A 16,066-nucleotide genomic window follows, 5' to 3' on the forward strand; every position below is an offset into this window, starting at 1 on the left:
TCTCCTCAGCAGTCCAGTGGGTTGCGTTTTTCCGGGTTGATCCCGAACTTGACGATAGCGTCAGCCACCACCTTAGGTTCGATCTCACCACGGTCAGCCAAGGCTTCCAGGGCTGCCAACACCACGAAGTGACGGTCAACTTCGAAGAAGTGACGCAGCTTCTTGCGGCTGTCACTGCGGCCGAAACCGTCGGTGCCCAGGACTTTGAATTCCTTGGACGGGACCCACTGGCGAATCTGTTCAGCAAACAGCTTCATGTAGTCGGTAGAGGCAATGACTGGACCTTTACGGCCGGCCAGGCACTCTTCGACGTAGCTTTTCGCTGGCTTCTGACCTGGGTGCAGGCGGTTGTTACGCTCCACTGCCAGGCCGTCGCGACGCAGTTCGTTGAAGCTGGTAACGCTCCACACGTCAGCGCCGACGTTGAACTCTTCACGCAGGATCTTGGCCGCTTCACGCACTTCGCGCAGGATGGTGCCGGAGCCCATCAGCTGTACGTGGTGCGCCGCTTCCTTGGTGTCTTCTTCGAGCAGGTACATGCCCTTGATGATGCCTTCCTCGACACCGGCCGGCATGGCTGGCTGCTGGTAGGACTCGTTCATCACGGTGATGTAGTAGAAAACGTCCTGCTGCTCTTCGGTCATCTTCTTCATGCCGTCCTGGATGATCACCGCCAGCTCATAGCCGTAGGTTGGATCAAAGGTGCGGCAGTTCGGGATGGTGGCAGCCAGGATGTGGCTGTGACCGTCTTCGTGTTGCAGGCCTTCGCCGTTCAGCGTTGTCCGGCCGGCGGTACCGCCGATCAGGAAGCCACGGGTACGGCTGTCGCCTGCTGCCCACGCCAGGTCGCCGATACGCTGGAAGCCGAACATCGAGTAGAAGATGTAGAACGGCAGCATCGGCTGGTTGTGGCTGGAGTACGAAGTACCGGCAGCGATAAAGGAGCTCATGGCGCCCGCTTCGTTGATGCCTTCTTCGAGGATCTGGCCCTTTTTGTCTTCCTTGTAGAACATCACCTGGTCTTTATCGACTGGCTCGTAGAGCTGGCCGACGGAGGAGTAGATGCCCAACTGACGGAACATGCCTTCCATACCGAAGGTACGGGCTTCGTCCGGGATGATCGGGACGATACGCGAACCGATTTCCTTGTCCTTGACCAGCTGCGCGAGGATCCGCACGAAGGCCATGGTGGTGGAGATTTCACGGTCGCCCGAGCCGTCCAGGATAGCCTTGAGGGTATCGAGTGGCGGTGTCGGGATGTTGAAGCTCTTGGCGCGGCGCTGTGGCACGAAACCGCCCAATGCATTGCGACGCTCGCTGAGGTAGCGGGCTTCGGCGCTGTTTGGCTCTGGCTTGAAGAACGGCAGGTTCTCCAGCTCTTCGTCCTTGACCGGGATGTCGAAGCGGTCGCGGAACAGCTTCAGGCTTTCAACATCAACCTTCTTGGTGTTGTGCGCAGTGTTCTTCGCTTCGCCGGCACCGGTGCCATAACCCTTGATGGTCTTGGCCAGGATGACGGTCGGTTGTTCTTTGTGGTTGACCGCTTCGTGGTACGCCGCGTAGACCTTGTATGGGTCGTGGCCGCCACGGTTGAGTTTCCAGATCTCGTCGTCGGACAGGTCTGCAACCATTGCCTTGAGTTCAGGCGTGTTGAAGAAGTGTTCACGTACGAACGCGCCGTCTTTGGCTTTGTAGTTCTGGTACTCGCCGTCGATGACTTCGTCCATGCGACGTTGCAGGATACCGTCGACGTCTTTCGCCAGCAGTGGGTCCCAGAAACGGCCCCAGATGACTTTGGTCACGTTCCACTGAGCACCGCGGAACACGCCTTCGAGTTCCTGGATGATCTTGCCGTTGCCGCGAACCGGGCCGTCGAGGCGCTGCAGGTTGCAGTTGATGACGAAGATCAGGTTGTCGAGCTTCTCGCGGCCGGCCAGGGAGATGGCGCCCAGGGATTCCGGCTCGTCACACTCGCCGTCGCCCAGGAAGCACCAGACTTTCTGCTTGCCTTCAGGGATGAAGCCACGCGCTTCCAGGTACTTCATGAAGCGTGCCTGGTAGATCGCCTGGATCGGGCCCAAGCCCATGGATACAGTCGGGAACTGCCAGAAATCAGGCATCAGCCAAGGGTGCGGGTACGACGACAGGCCGTTACCGTCCACTTCCTGGCGGAAGTTGTTCATGTGTTCTTCGGTGATGCGGCCTTCCATGAACGCACGGGCGTAAACGCCTGGAGAAGTGTGGCCCTGGAAGTAGATCAGGTCGCCGCCGTGTTCGTCGGTCGGGGCCTGGAAGAAGTAGTTGAAACCGATGTCATACAGGGTTGCGCTGGAAGCGAAGCTGGAGATGTGACCGCCCAGGTCAGAATCTTTCAAGTTCGTGCGCATTACCATCGCCATGGCGTTCCAGCGTACCAACGAGCGAATGCGGCGTTCCATGAACAGGTCGCCAGGCATGCGTGCTTCGTGGGTAACGGGGATGGTGTTGCGGTATGGCGTGGTGATGGCGTAAGGCAATTGCGAGCCGCTGCGGGTCGCGAGTTCGCCCATACGGGTCATCAGGTAGTGAGCACGGTCTTCGCCTTCTTTGTCGAGAACCGATTCCAGGGCGTCCAGCCATTCCTGGGTTTCGACGGGATCGAGGTCTTGCATGGCTTGCTCCAGGGCGGAAAGGCTACCAGAATCGGTTGCCTGAAGTTTGCGACTGGCCTTGTGGGCAGACGACATAAATTCTTGGATGGCCGAAGGTTGCTTCGGCGTCCTGTAGTTTTACTACAAATCGTCGGCCATTTCAGCCTTTCGAATGTATATACGAGTAGTAAAACTACACAAGACCGAGTGGATTGCTCGGTCTGGCTGGTGAGCATAATCGTTATTGTTGATCTTTTGCGAACAAGAAAAGGTGAAAGTTTGATGTTGCCTGCCAAGATTAATTTAATTTCAGCTATTTATAACCTTTGTTCGACAGTCCTTCACCGAGCGTGGTTCTTGCGTTCACAGCAACAAGCCTTTTACGCGCCGATCAAGGATAGACCATGAGCCTTCCAACGCTGGCCCCATTACCGGCCATTCTCTTGCCTTTTGCCCAGCGGGCCGAGCAGTCATTTCGTGACGCAGTGGCCGCGCTGGACGACGATCATGGACTTTCTGCCTGGACGCCGCAACGGTGGGCTGACTTCGCCCGCGTGTGCGCCGCCAGTGATTTTGTCATTGAACAGAGCCTGCGTGACCCTTTGATGTTGCTCGAGCTGGTGGCCTGGGGCGAGCTGGACCGCGGCTTTGCGCCCGGCGAGCTGTGCGGCCAGATCGCCGGCGCCGTGCAACAGGCCGAAACAGAAGATGAGCTGGGTCGCGTGCTGCGTCGCCAGCGCACTCGCCAGCAAGTGCGCATCATCTGGCGCGACCTGACGCGCCAGGCCGACCTGGTGCAAACCTGTCGCGACCTTTCCGACATGGCCGACGCCAGCATCGACCAAGCCTACCAATGGCTGTACCAGCGCCATTGCGTGCAATTCGGCACCCCCACCGGCCGACGCAGCGGCGAAGCCCAGCACATGGTCATCCTCGGCATGGGCAAGCTCGGCGCCGTGGAGCTGAACCTGTCGTCTGATATCGACCTGATCTTCGCCTACCCCGAGGGCGGCGAAACGGTGGGCGTGAAGCGCGCGCTGGACAACCAGGAATTTTTCATCCGGCTTGGTCAAAAACTGATCAAGGCGCTCGACCCGATGACGGTCGACGGGTTTGTGTTCCGCGTCGACATGCGCCTGCGCCCCTACGGTTCGGCTGGCGCCCTGGTGCTCAGCTTCAACGCGCTGGAACAGTACTATCAGGACCAAGGCCGTGATTGGGAACGCTACGCGATGATCAAGGCGCGCGTGGTTGCCGGTGACCAAGTGGCCGGTGCGCAACTGCTGGATATGCTGCGCCCGTTCGTCTATCGGCGTTACCTGGACTTTTCGGCCATCGAAGCGCTGCGCACCATGAAGCAGCTGATCCAGCAGGAAGTGCGGCGCAAAGGCATGGCCGACAACATCAAGCTGGGCTCGGGTGGTATTCGCGAAGTGGAATTTATCGCCCAGGCGTTCCAGTTGATCCACGGCGGCCGCGACCTGAGCCTGCAACAACGGCCATTGCTCAAGGTGCTCGGCACGCTCGAAGGGCAGGGCTATTTGCCTGCGGCAGTCATTGCCGAGTTGCGCAACGGCTACGAATTCTTGCGTTACACCGAGCATGCGATTCAGGCGATCGCCGACCGTCAGACGCAAATGCTCCCGGACACCCCGGAAGATCAGGCGCGTATCGCCTTTATGCTGGGCTTTGCCGATTGGTCCACGTTCCATGAGCGCCTGATGTACTGGCGTGGTCGGGTGGACTGGCACTTCCGCCAAGTCATCGCCGACCCTGACGAAGAAGAAGGCGCAGAGAGTGAGTTGGTCGTAGGCGGCGAGTGGCTGCCACTGTGGGAAGAGTCTCAGGACGAAGACGCCGCTCGCCTGCAATTGCAGGAAGGTGGCTTCACCGACGCGCCCAAAGCCCTGAAAGCCCTGGCCGGCTTGCGCGGCAGCCCGCAATTGCGTGCCATGCAGCGCCTGGGGCGGGAGCGGTTGGATGCCTTTATTCCGCGTCTGCTGGCCCAGGCCGTCGAACACGCCAACCCGGATTTAGTGCTTGAACGTGTACTGCCGCTGGTCGAAGCCGTCGCCCGCCGTTCCGCTTATCTGGTGCTGCTCACCGAAAACCCCGACGCGTTGCGCCGTCTGCTCACACTGTGCGCCGCCAGCCCGTGGATCGCCGAACAGATCACGCGCTTCCCGCTGTTGCTCGACGAATTGCTCAACGAAGGCCGCCTGTTCAAGCCGCCGTTGGCGCCGGAACTTGCCGCCGAGCTGCGCGAGCGCCTCACGCGCATTCCCGAGGATGACCTTGAGCAGCAGATGGAGGCGCTGCGCCACTTCAAGCTGGCTCACCGTCTGCGCGTGGCCGCTTCGGAAATCGCCGGCAGCCTGCCGCTGATGAAAGTCAGCGACTACCTGACGTGGCTTGCCGAAGCCATTCTCGAACAAGTACTGGCCCTGGCGTGGCGCCAGACCGTGGCCCGCCACGGCTCGCCGCAGCGGCTTGACGGTACGCTGTGCGACCCGGGGTTCATCATTGTTGGTTATGGCAAGGTTGGCGGCATCGAGCTGGGACATGGTTCCGACCTGGACCTGGTGTTTATCCACGACGGTGACCCGCAGGCCGAGACTGACGGCGCCAAGCCGATCGACGGCGCGCAGTTCTTCACGCGCCTGGGCCAGCGCATCATCCACTTGCTGACCACCCAGACCAACTCCGGCCAGCTGTATGAGGTCGACATGCGCCTGCGCCCATCCGGCGCGTCGGGTTTGCTGGTGAGTTCACTGGGAGCCTTCGAGCGCTATCAGCAAAATGAAGCCTGGACCTGGGAACATCAGGCGCTGATCCGCGCGCGGGTGCTGGTGGGCAGTCAGGATGTGGGCCAGGCGTTCGAGCAGGTCCGCGCTAAAGTACTCGGGCGTGAGCGCGACCTGGTCAAGCTGCGCCAGGAGGTCAGCGAGATGCGCGCCAAGATGCGCGACAACCTGGGCACCCGGTCTACGGCGGCCGGCACCGGCGCCAATGCCTTTGAGCCCACGGTGGTGTTCGACCTCAAGCAGGACGCCGGAGGTATCGTCGATATTGAATTTATGGTGCAATACGCGGCTTTGGCGTGGTCTGCGCAACATCCATCGTTGCTGCGCTACACCGACAATATCCGCATTCTGGAGGGCCTGGAGCAGGTCGGGCTGATGCCCGCCGCCGATGCCCATCTGCTGCGCGAGGTGTATAAAGCCTACCGTTCCGCCGCGCACCGCCAGGCCTTGCAAAATGAGGCTGGCACGGTAGCCGGGGATCAGTTCGCCGACGAACGGCGCCAGGTGATGCGAATCTGGCAGGCGCTGGGGTTAAGCTGATTAATTGAGTGGCGCCAATTTAATGTGGAAATCGGCCTTATGTGGGAGCCGGGCTTGCCCGCGATGCAGGCGCCTCGGTACTTCAGTCATACCGAAGCGATGCCATCGCAGGCAAGCCAGCTCCCACACAAAGCGCGATCTACAATCATTGTCGATGCGGGGAGGCATAAGCCTCCCCGCATCGTTTGTGGAAACTACATGAATATTCTGATCGTTGGGCCCAGTTGGGTCGGTGACATGGTGATGGCGCAGACACTGTTCCAGTGCCTGAAACAGCGTCATCCCGACTGCCAAATCGACGTGCTCGCCCCCGAGTGGAGCCGGCCGATCCTCGAGCGTATGCCCCAGGTGCGCAAGGCCTTGAGCTTCCCGCTCGGCCACGGTGCCCTCGAATTGGCGACGCGCCGGCGCATCGGCAAATCCATGGTCGGCCAGTACGACCAGGCGATCCTGTTGCCCAACTCGCTCAAGTCGGCGCTGGTGCCGTATTTCGCCGGCATCCCCAAACGCACCGGCTGGCGCGGCGAGTTTCGCTACGTATTGCTCAACGATGTGCGCACCCTCGACAAAGCACGCTACCCGCTGATGATCGAGCGCTTCATGGCCCTGGCCTACGAGCCAGGTGCCGAGCTGCCGACGCCGTACCCGCGCCCCAGCTTGCAGATCGACCCGGTGACCCGTGACGCGGCCCTGGCCAAGTTCGGCCTGATGCTCGACCGTCCGGTGCTGGCGCTGTGCCCAGGCGCGGAGTTTGGCGAGTCCAAGCGCTGGCCTTCGGAGCATTACGCCAAAGTCGCCGAGATGAAGATTCGCGAAGGCTGGCAGGTGTGGTTGTTCGGCTCGAAAAACGATCACTCGGTGGGCGAGGACATCCGCCAGCGCCTGATCCCTGGGCTGCGCGAAGAAGCGGTGAACCTCAGCGGCGACACGTCACTGGCCGAAGCCATCGACCTGCTGTCCTGCGCCGACTCGGTGGTGTCCAACGACTCCGGGCTGATGCACGTGGCTGCCGCGTTGAACCGCCCACTGGTGGCGGTGTACGGCTCGACCTCGCCTGGCTTCACACCGCCGTTGGCCGACAAGGTCGAAGTGGTGCGCCTGGGCCTGGATTGCAGTCCGTGTTTTGAGCGTACCTGCCGTTTCGGCCACTACAATTGCCTGCGCCAACTGCTGCCGCAACCGGTCAGCGACGCGTTGCAGCGGTTGCAAGGCTCCGTGGTCGAGGTCCGTTAGTTTGCGAGTACTGGTAGTCAAGACCTCATCCCTGGGCGACGTGATCCACGCCTTGCCGGCACTGACCGACGCGGCGCGGGCGATCCCCGGCATTCGCTTTGACTGGGTGGTGGAAGAAGGCTTTGCCGAGATCCCCACCTGGCACCCGGCGGTGGACCAGGTGATCCCGGTGGCAATTCGTCGCTGGCGCAAAAACATCTGGCAAACCATCAAGAGCGGCGAGTGGCGACGGTTCAAGCAGCGTGTTCAGTCGACCAAGTATGACTTGGTGATTGATGCCCAAGGCCTGCTGAAAAGCGCCTGGCTGACGCGCTACGTGCGCGCTCCGGTCGCGGGTTTCGACAAGCATTCTGCACGCGAACCCATCGCTGCGCGTTTCTACTCGCGCCGTTTGGCCGTGGCCCGTGGGCAGCATGCGGTGGAGCGTTTGCGCCAGCTGTTCGCCGTTGCGCTGGGCTACGACCTGCCCAAAGGGTTGGGCGACTACGGCCTGAGCACTGAAAAGCTGCTCGGCCTGCCGCCGAAAAAACCATTTGTGCTGCTGCTGCACGGCACCACCTGGGACACCAAGCATTGGCCCGAAGCCTATTGGCGCGAGCTGGCCGAGCGCATGGGCCGCCTGGGTGTGGACGTGAAGTTGCCGTGGGGCAATGCCGACGAAAAAGCCCGTGCCGAGCGCCTGGCCCATGGCCTGCAACACGCCGAAGTGCTGCCCAAGCTCAACCTGGCCGGCGTGGCCCGCGTGCTGGCCGGCGCCCGTGCCTGCGTGGCGGTGGACACGGGCCTGGGTCACTTGGCCGCTGCGTTGGACGTGCCGACCATTTCCCTGTTCGGCCCCACCAACCCCGGCCTGACCGGCGCCTATGGCAAGGGCCAGATTCACCTGGCCAGCGACTTCCCGTGCGCGCCGTGCCTGCAAAAACACTGTACCTATCAACCAACGGCCGACGACCTGCGTCGGTTCGACATCAAGCGCGAGTCGCCCCTGTGCTTCACGCGCCTGAACCCTGAGCGTGTGGCAAGCCGACTGAGCACGTTGTTACTGGCTGAGGAGCTGCACTGATGCAACTGGCTTTTGTTCTGTACAAATATTTCCCCTTCGGTGGCCTGCAGCGCGACTTCATGCGCATCGCCCTGGAGTGCCAGCAGCGCGGCCACCAGATTCGTGTTTACACGCTGATCTGGGAAGGCGACATTCCGCCCGGCTTCGAAGTGCTGGTGGCGCCGGTCAAGGCGTTCTTCAACCATCGGCGCAATGAAAAGCTCAGCGCCTGGATGGAAGCCGACCTGGCCAAACGCCCGGTGGACCGTCTGATCGGCTTCAACAAAATGCCCGGCCTGGACGTGTACTACGCCGCCGATGGCTGCTTTGAAGACAAGGCGCAAAACCTGCGTCATTCGCTGTACAAACGCTTTGGCCGTTACCGCCACTTTGCCGAGTACGAGCGCGCGGTGTTCGCCAGGGACGCCAGGACTGAAATCCTGATGATCTCTGAAGTGCAGCAACCGCTGTTCATCAAGCATTACGACACCCCGCTGGAACGCTTCCACCTGCTGCCGCCGGGCATCGCCCAGGACCGCCGTGCGCCGCCGAATGCCGCCGAGATCCGCGAAGGTTTTCGCCAGGAATTCAACCTCGCCGGCGACGACTTGCTGCTGGTGCAAATCGGTTCCGGCTTCAAGACCAAGGGCGTCGACCGCAGCCTCAAGGCCGTGGCCGCCTTACCGGCGGAACTGAAAAAACGCACGCGTCTGTTTGTAATTGGCCAGGACGACCCCAAAGTATTCCAATTGCAGAGTGCTACGTTGGGGCTGGGCGATAACGTGCAGTTCCTCAAAGGGCGCAGCGATATTCCGCGTTTCCTGCTGGGCGCCGACCTGTTGATCCACCCGGCGTACAACGAAAACACCGGCACCGTGTTGCTTGAAGCCCTGGTGGCCGGGTTGCCGGTGCTGGTCTCGGCGGTGTGTGGTTACGCCCATTACATCAGCGAGGCCGACAGTGGGTTGGTGCTGGACGAGCCGTTCGATCAAACGCAGCTCAACCACTACCTGACACGCATGCTCACCGACACTGCACAGCGCGCGGCCTGGGGCCGCAATGGGTTGGTGTACGCCGAGACGGCCGACCTCTACAGCATGCCGCAGCACGCGGCGGATGTGATTCTGGCGGAGCCAAAACGATGAAGTTGATGCTTGCCGAACCGTTCAAGACCCTCTGGGCCGGGCGTGATGCCTTCGCCGAAGTCGAGCGGCTGGAAGGCGAGGTGTACCGTGAACTTGAAGCCCGGCGCACCTTGCGCACCGAGGTGGATGGGCGTGGCTATTTCGTGAAGATCCACCGTGGCATCGGCTGGGGTGAGATCGTCAAGAATCTGGTCACCGCCAAGCTGCCGGTGCTCGGTGCGGGCCAGGAGTGGCAGGCCATCCAGCGCCTGCAGCAGATCGGCGTGCCGACCATGACCGCCGTGGCGTACGGCGAGCGCGGCAGCAACCCGGCCGACCAGCACTCGTTCATCATCACTGAAGAACTGGCGCCGACTGTCAGCCTGGAAGACTTCAGCATCGACTGGCTCAAGCAGCCGCCCGCGCCGCGCCTCAAGCGCGCACTGATCGCCGAAGTGGCGCGCATGACCGGCATGATGCATCGCGGTGGGGTCAACCATCGCGATTGCTACATCTGCCACTTCCTGTTGCACACCGATACGCTGGTGACGGCTGACAACTTCAAGTTGTCGGTGATCGACCTGCACCGCGCCCAGACCCGCGACAAAATCAGTCATCGCTGGCGCGACAAAGACCTGGCCGCGTTGTACTTCTCGGCGCTGGACATCGGCTTGACGCGTCGTGACAAGTTGCGCTTCCTCAAAGGCTACTTCCAGCAGCCGTTGCGCCAGATCCTCGCTGAAGAAAATGCCTTGTTGCAGTGGCTGCAAACCAAGGCCGACAAGCTTTATGCACGTAAACAACGCTACGGGGATGCGCTCTGATGGCGGGTTGGAACCTGGAACCTGCTTACGCCGCCCTGGCGGATGATTTCGGCAGCCTCGAAGCGGTATTCGCCCTGCAAGGCGAGCGCCTGACCCGCGACCCATTGTCGGAAGTGATTCGGGTGGCGCGCGGCGGGATCAATTACTACGTCAAGCGCTACGTCGGTGCCGGCAAGGGCCTGCGCCGCTACTTGGGCAAACCTCGGGTGAAGTCCGAATGGCAGAACCTCAAGCGTTTCGCCAAGTGGGGCATTCCCACCGCCGACGTGGTGGCTTGGGGGCTGGAACGCAAAGGCCTGGCCTACGCGCGAGGCGCGATGATCACCCGCGAGCTGCCCAAGACTGAAGACCTGTCGATGCTGGCTGATCGCAAAGATCCGCGCTTGAAAGACCCCAAGTGGGTCAGCGTGATCAGTCGCCAGCTCGCCGAATACACGCGCACCATGCATGAGCACCGCTTCACCCATAACGATTTGAAGTGGCGCAACCTGCTGGTCGACGACCAGCAGACCCTGTACCTCATCGATTGCCCCAACGGTGATTTCTGGCGCGGTTTCTGGCTCAAGTACCGAATTACCAAGGACCTGGCCTGCCTGGACAAGGTCGCCAAGTATCACTTGTCGGCCACGCAGCGCCTGCGCTTCTACATGCAATACCGCCAACGCACGCACCTGACGGCGTCAGACAAACAGCGAATTCGCCACGTGGTGAAGTTTTTCGAGGGACGCGAATGAGTGATTTCCTGGCGGCCGAAGACCGCGCTCTGCTGGAGCGCCATGGTCTGGCAACCTTCGACGCCCTGTGGGCCAGGCAACTGGACGCGGTGGACGAGCCCAATACCAGCAAGGGTGGCTGGAGCAGCGTGTTTCGCCTGGAGCTTGAAGGGCAGGGTTACTACCTCAAGCGCCAGAGCAACTACCTGACACGCACGCTGCACAAGCCGTTTGGCGAGCCCACCTTTGCGCGCGAATTCCGCAATATCAGTCGTTATCAGAAACTCGGTATTCCGGCGTTGCAGGCCGCGTTTTTCGGTGAGCGCAAGGTCAACGGTGAGCACCGCGCGATGTTGCTGACCCGTGCCCTGGACGGTTGGAATGACCTGGATTCGTTGCTGGAACAGTGGCCGCAACTGACCGATGCCCAGCACCGCGCGATTCTGCTGGCCTGCGGTCAGTTGGCCCGTCATCTGCACAGCGTAGGCCAGGTACATGGCTGTTTTTATCCCAAGCATATTTTTCTGCAGACCCTGGGCGACGGTTACGCCGCGCAGCTGATCGACCTGGAGAAAACCCGCCCGCTGTTGTTCGGCCAACGTGACCGGGTCAAAGACCTGGAGCCGCTGCTGCGCCGCGCGCCGCAGTGGACGGACGCACAAGTGCGGCAGTTGCTGGCGGCCTACCTGGCAGAGCCTGAAAACAGCGCAAAGGTGGGCGCCTGGTTTGAACGGCTGACGGCGCGTCGCAGCCACAAGGAGAACCGCTGATGCGTTTGTCCGAGCTGAAAAAAGCCGGCCGCACGCCCAGCCTGCCGCTGACCATTGAACTGGCGGATGCCGCCGGCCCAGGGCAGCTGCAATTGCTCAGTCTGCTGCGTGTGTTGCCGGGCGAGCGTTATGTGGGCGCCGGCGTCTGGCGCGGGCGCACGGTGCTGGCCAAGTTATTGGTGGGCAGCAAGGCGGCACGTCATTTTCAGCGCGAGCTCAGCGGCGTACGCCTGCTTGCCGAGCAAGGCCTGACCACGCCGCAGCTGTTGGCCGATGGCTTGCAGGAAGGCGAGGGCGGCTGGCTGCTGTTCGAATTCATTGAGGGCGCCGAGAGCCTCGCCGATGCCTGGCAGGCAGTTGAAGGCTTGCCGCCGCTGGCGGACGAACAAACAGCCGTGCTCGCCGAGGCGCTGGGGGCGATTGCCCACATGCATGCCAAAGGGCTGTGGCAGGAAGACCTGCACCTGGACAATCTGCTGCGCCAGGACGGCAAGCTGTACCTGATTGACGGCGCCGGCATTCGTGTCGAAGCCGCGGGCAAGCCGCTGTCGCGCAACCGGGTACTGGAAAACCTCGGGGTGTTTTTTGCGCAATTGCCGAAAAACCTCGAACCCTTTACCGAAGAATTATTGGTCTATTACCTGCTGAGCAATGGCGAGCACGCCGTGCCGCTGGAAGCGCTCGAAAAACAGGTGCGCAAGGTCAGCGCCTGGCGCTTGAAGGACTTTTTGAACAAGGTTGGCCGCGACTGCACGCTGTTCAGCGTCGTGCGTGGCGCCTTTGCCTTGCGCGCGATTCGCCGTGAGGAAGAGGCCGCCATGCTGCCGGTGCTGGAGCAGGCCGACGCATTGCTGGATCAGGGCCACCTGTACAAAACCGGCGGGGCCGCCAGCGTGGGCAGGGTCGAGGTGGCCGGTCGGCCGCTGGTGATCAAGCGCTACAACATTAAGGGTTTTGCCCATTGGCTCAAGCGCTTCTGGCGCCCGAGCCGCGCCTGGCATTCGTGGCGCGAAGGCAACCGCCTGGCGTTTCTGGGGATTGCGACGCCCAAGCCGCTGGCGGTGTTGGAGAAGCGGTTTTTGTGGCTGCGCAGCCGGGCGTACCTGGTGACTGAATACTTGCCGGGGCCGGACATCATCGAGCGTTTTGCGCCGTACGTTGAGCGCGGTGACGCGCCAGAAAACGAGCTGCTGGCGCTGGATCATCTGTTTGCCGAGCTGATTCGCGAGCGCATCAGTCATGGTGACTTCAAAGGCCATAACCTGTTCTGGCACGCAGACCGCTGGGCCTTGATCGACCTGGACGCCATGTGTCAGCACAGCTCACTCGCCAGCTTCGCGCCAGCGTTTGCCAAGGACCGCGCGCGGTTTATGCGCAACTGGCCCGAGAGCAGCGCGCTGTATCAGCTGATCGATCAGCGTTTGCCCAAAGAGATCGGCGCCGCCAGTTAAAGCGGGCTTTCGGCCCTATCGCGGGCTTGCCCGCGATGACGGTCGCCCAGACGCTGCACTGGCTGATCAAAATTGATATTCGGCCCCCGCCCCCGCGTACCACGACCTTCCCGGCGCCGCTTCGTAATAGCGGAAGTTGCCGTCCCCGACGATCACCGAGCCCACGTACTGGCGATCCAGCAAGTTATCCAGGCGCAGGGTCTGGTGGAAGGTCCAGTGCTCGACCTTCTGCTCGAAGCGCGCACGCCAGTTGAACACGCTGTAGGCCGGCGCGGCGCGTTGCTGGTTGGTGTCTTCCACGTAGACTTTGCTGCGGTACATGCCTTCGAGGCCAGTGCTGACCCAGTCGCGGGGTTTCCAGTTCAGCTCGGCGAAAAGCGTGGTCTGGGGCACGCCGGGCAGGTAGTTGCCTTTGTCGATCGCCGTGCTGGCGCCGCTGACGAAGTCGCTGTCATAGGTGGCGTGCAGGCGGGTGTAGGCGAGGTGGGTGCTCCACTGTTCGGTCAATTGGCTTTCCAGGCTCAGTTCGAAGCCACGGCGCAAGGTGCGACCGGCGTTCTGGTAGGTGGTGCGACCGCCGCTGGATTGCTGCACGACCAGTTCGTCATCGGTGGTGATCTGGAACACCGCAGCATTCACGCGTGTGTCTTGGCCAATCCGGGCCTTGAGCCCCATTTCATACTGCTTGCTGACCGACGGCTTGAGCGCGAAATTGAAGCCGTTCGAGCTGCTGGAATACGCCGACTCCGCCTGGGTCGGGGTTTCGAAGCCTTTGCCCGCGCTCACATAGCCATGCAGGTCCGGCGTGAAGGCATACATCACGCTCACTGACGGCGTGTTCTTCTGGTAGGTCTTGTTGCCGCTGTCGTTGCCATCGCTGAGGAAGTGGTCGTCCACGTCCATCTTCATGGTGCTGTGACGCAGGCCGGCTTGCAGGGTCCAGTCGCCCAGCAGCCAGTTGGCCTGCACGAACGGGTCGAGGCTGGTGGCGGTGTCGATTTCATCGCGGCCCAGCGCGCCTTTGACGCCGTGCACGCCGTTGAGGGTGTTGGAGTAACCTTGGCGATCATCCTGGCTGCGGTCGTAGTCGAGGCCGGTGATCAGGGTCAGGTCGCCAGGGGCGCTGGTGATGGGTTGCAGCCAGTGGACGGAGCCGCCGTAGAACTTGCGGTCGAAGTCCACCACGCCACCGCGCTTGTCTGACGGCGTACCGCCGGGAATCGACAAATACTGAATCACACTGCGCCGTCCCGTATACGCATTCACCTGCAGCGTCGCATCGCCGATATAGCGCTCGTAATTCACGCCCAATTGCTGATGATCGATGCTTTTTCGCGTGTTGTACTGCAGCGCGGCCGGCGCCACCGAGCGCGGGTCCGCCTTGTACGCGGCCCAGGTCTGGCCCAGCGGGTCTTGCGTGCCGTTTTGCTCCAGGCTGCTGTAGATCAGTGCCAGTTTGCTGTCGTCATCCGGGTGGACATTCAGTTTGGCAAAGGTCTGGTCACGACGGGCGCTGCTGTGGTCGCGGTAGCCGTCGGTGTCCATGCGCGAGGCGTCGAGTACAAAACCGGCGCCATTCGCCGCGCCTTCGGCCGTCAGGTGGTTCTTGCTCAGGCCGTCGCTGCCCACCAGCGTTTCGGCGCCGATGCGCGGCGGGCCTTCGCCATCGCGCGAGAACATCTGGATCACGCCGCCGGCATTGCTGCCATACAGCGTGGCGGCCGGGCCGCGCAGCACTTCGATGCGTTCGGCGGTGTCGAGGTTGAACGTGGCGGCCTGGCCTTGGCCATCCGGAGTGCTGGCAGGGATGCCGTCGGCGATCAGCTTGATGCCGCGCACGCCAAACGCCGAGCGCGCACCGAAGCCGCGCGAGGAAATCTGCAGGTCCTGCGCGTAGTTCTGACGGTTCTGCACCACCAGGCCAGGCACGCGGGACAGGGCTTCAGAGGCATTGATGCCGAGTTGGCCGTCGCTGATCTGCTCACGGCTGATGCTGTCGACCGAATACGGAAGGTCGAACGTCGGGCTGGCGCTGCGTGAACCGGTCACTACGCTGGGGTCGAGGATCAGGGCTGCGTCTTCAGCCTGGGCGGTGTCGCACAAGGTGAACAGGCTTGGCAGCAATAGGGTGAGGCGAGCGAGGGTTTTCATGGGGCAGCCCGAATCCGTGGCGCATAAGACATAAACGCGCAAAAGGGCGCGAGTTTAGTGAAATGCTGAGTTTTTACCATTTCGGATTTTTCGTACGCAATTTGGCGATGCACTTGGGTGGGGGAGCCGACATTTCGCTGATAGCGTGGCCGGCCGTTGGCGATCACAGGACAATCACAATGAAAATCACGGCTGCAATGGGCATTGCCGCACTGCTGGTGGGCGGTTGTGGGACCGTCAACAGCGTCATCCGCAAAGACGGCGATACCGCGCGTGAGCTGCGGCTTATCAAAACGTACTGCCAGTCCATACCTCGCGTTTACAGTGGCGTGGCCTTTGATTTCTGCGCGCTGCACGCGGCTCCCGATCCGACCGGCGTGCTGATACCCTTCGTGCTGCTGGACATTGCAGCGTCCGGCGTTGCCGATACCGTTGTGTTGCCGTACACGATTTATCGCCAGGCAAACGACGGCAACATCAGCGTCTATTGGCGCCCTGGCGGTTCATGAACGAGGCTGTGCATAAGCTGGCCATGACAAATGGAGTTGTCTATGAATCGTGGTTTCACCCTTCTATGGATGCTGGCGCTTGCACTGCTCACCGGCTGCGGCACCATCAATAACGACCCAACCTTTGCGCCGCGCGAAAGCAATGCGTTCCCGATCATCGCCATTGAGGCGATTACCTCCGGTGTGGCGGACACGCTGGTGCTGCCCTACACGATCTACCGCTAGGCGCAGTGACAACCGGTCGCCACATTCCCTAGATCATCACGTGGCGTGTT

12 protein-coding genes are annotated in these 16,066 nt (G+C 61.7%); 10 read left to right on the forward strand and 2 right to left on the reverse strand.

The window, feature by feature from the left end:
• Nucleotides 1-5: 5 nt before the first annotated feature.
• Complete coding sequence (aceE, locus tag AB5I78_RS02795; protein ID WP_369301602.1) at nucleotides 6-2,651, reverse strand: pyruvate dehydrogenase (acetyl-transferring), homodimeric type; 2,646 nt, start codon at nucleotides 2,649-2,651, stop codon at nucleotides 6-8.
• Between the two features lie 383 nt (nucleotides 2,652-3,034).
• On the opposite strand from aceE, the gene glnE reads away from it, so the two are divergent.
• The 8 genes from glnE to AB5I78_RS02835 all read left to right on the forward strand — a co-directional run bounded on the left by glnE (nucleotide 3,035) and on the right by AB5I78_RS02835 (nucleotide 13,131).
• Nucleotides 3,035-5,974, forward strand: coding sequence for a bifunctional [glutamate--ammonia ligase]-adenylyl-L-tyrosine phosphorylase/[glutamate--ammonia-ligase] adenylyltransferase (glnE, locus tag AB5I78_RS02800; RefSeq protein WP_369301601.1), 2,940 nt, complete (start codon nucleotides 3,035-3,037; stop codon nucleotides 5,972-5,974).
• A gap of 198 nt (nucleotides 5,975-6,172) precedes the next feature.
• Nucleotides 6,173-7,207 carry a lipopolysaccharide heptosyltransferase II gene (gene waaF / locus AB5I78_RS02805; RefSeq protein ID WP_262209743.1) on the forward strand — a complete coding sequence of 345 codons (1,035 nt, stop codon included), beginning with the start codon at nucleotides 6,173-6,175 and terminating at the stop codon, nucleotides 7,205-7,207.
• Nucleotide 7,208: 1 nt separating this feature from the next.
• Nucleotides 7,209-8,270 (forward strand): lipopolysaccharide heptosyltransferase I, encoded by a 1,062-nt coding sequence (gene waaC / locus AB5I78_RS02810; protein WP_262209742.1) that lies wholly within the window; start codon nucleotides 7,209-7,211, stop codon nucleotides 8,268-8,270.
• Nucleotides 8,270-9,394, forward strand: coding sequence for a glycosyltransferase family 4 protein (locus AB5I78_RS02815; RefSeq protein WP_369301600.1), 1,125 nt, complete (start codon nucleotides 8,270-8,272; stop codon nucleotides 9,392-9,394). The genes waaC and AB5I78_RS02815 overlap by 1 nt, the downstream gene beginning before the upstream one ends.
• A complete protein-coding gene (gene rfaP / locus AB5I78_RS02820; protein WP_369301598.1) occupies nucleotides 9,391-10,197 on the forward strand; it encodes a lipopolysaccharide core heptose(I) kinase RfaP in 807 nt (268 codons plus the stop codon). Before AB5I78_RS02815 ends, rfaP begins: the two co-directional genes overlap by 4 nt.
• Nucleotides 10,197-10,931 carry a lipopolysaccharide kinase InaA family protein gene (locus AB5I78_RS02825; protein ID WP_145160075.1) on the forward strand — a complete coding sequence of 245 codons (735 nt, stop codon included), beginning with the start codon at nucleotides 10,197-10,199 and terminating at the stop codon, nucleotides 10,929-10,931. Before rfaP ends, AB5I78_RS02825 begins: the two co-directional genes overlap by 1 nt.
• On the forward strand, nucleotides 10,928-11,680 hold the full coding sequence (locus AB5I78_RS02830; protein WP_369301596.1) for a lipopolysaccharide kinase InaA family protein: 753 nt from the start codon (nucleotides 10,928-10,930) through the stop codon (nucleotides 11,678-11,680). Before AB5I78_RS02825 ends, AB5I78_RS02830 begins: the two co-directional genes overlap by 4 nt.
• Nucleotides 11,680-13,131 carry a lipopolysaccharide kinase InaA family protein gene (locus tag AB5I78_RS02835; RefSeq protein WP_369301595.1) on the forward strand — a complete coding sequence of 484 codons (1,452 nt, stop codon included), beginning with the start codon at nucleotides 11,680-11,682 and terminating at the stop codon, nucleotides 13,129-13,131. The genes AB5I78_RS02830 and AB5I78_RS02835 overlap by 1 nt, the downstream gene beginning before the upstream one ends.
• 66 nt (nucleotides 13,132-13,197) lie before the next feature.
• Here the strand turns inward: AB5I78_RS02835 and AB5I78_RS02840 are convergent, their stop codons facing one another.
• Complete coding sequence (locus tag AB5I78_RS02840; RefSeq protein ID WP_369301593.1) at nucleotides 13,198-15,282, reverse strand: TonB-dependent receptor family protein; 2,085 nt, start codon at nucleotides 15,280-15,282, stop codon at nucleotides 13,198-13,200.
• 179 nt (nucleotides 15,283-15,461) lie between these two features.
• Here AB5I78_RS02840 and AB5I78_RS02845 point away from each other — a divergent pair, with 179 nt between their 5' ends.
• Both AB5I78_RS02845 and AB5I78_RS02850 read left to right on the forward strand, forming a co-directional pair.
• A complete protein-coding gene (locus AB5I78_RS02845) occupies nucleotides 15,462-15,791 on the forward strand; it encodes a YceK/YidQ family lipoprotein (protein ID WP_242198891.1) in 330 nt (109 codons plus the stop codon).
• Between the two features lie 42 nt (nucleotides 15,792-15,833).
• On the forward strand, nucleotides 15,834-16,016 hold the full coding sequence (locus tag AB5I78_RS02850) for a hypothetical protein (protein WP_369301592.1): 183 nt from the start codon (nucleotides 15,834-15,836) through the stop codon (nucleotides 16,014-16,016).
• Nucleotides 16,017-16,066 lie beyond the last annotated feature (50 nt).

The sequence above is a fragment of the Pseudomonas sp. N2-3-1-14 genome (genome assembly GCF_041228395.1).
GTDB lineage: Bacteria > Pseudomonadota > Gammaproteobacteria > Pseudomonadales > Pseudomonadaceae > Aquipseudomonas.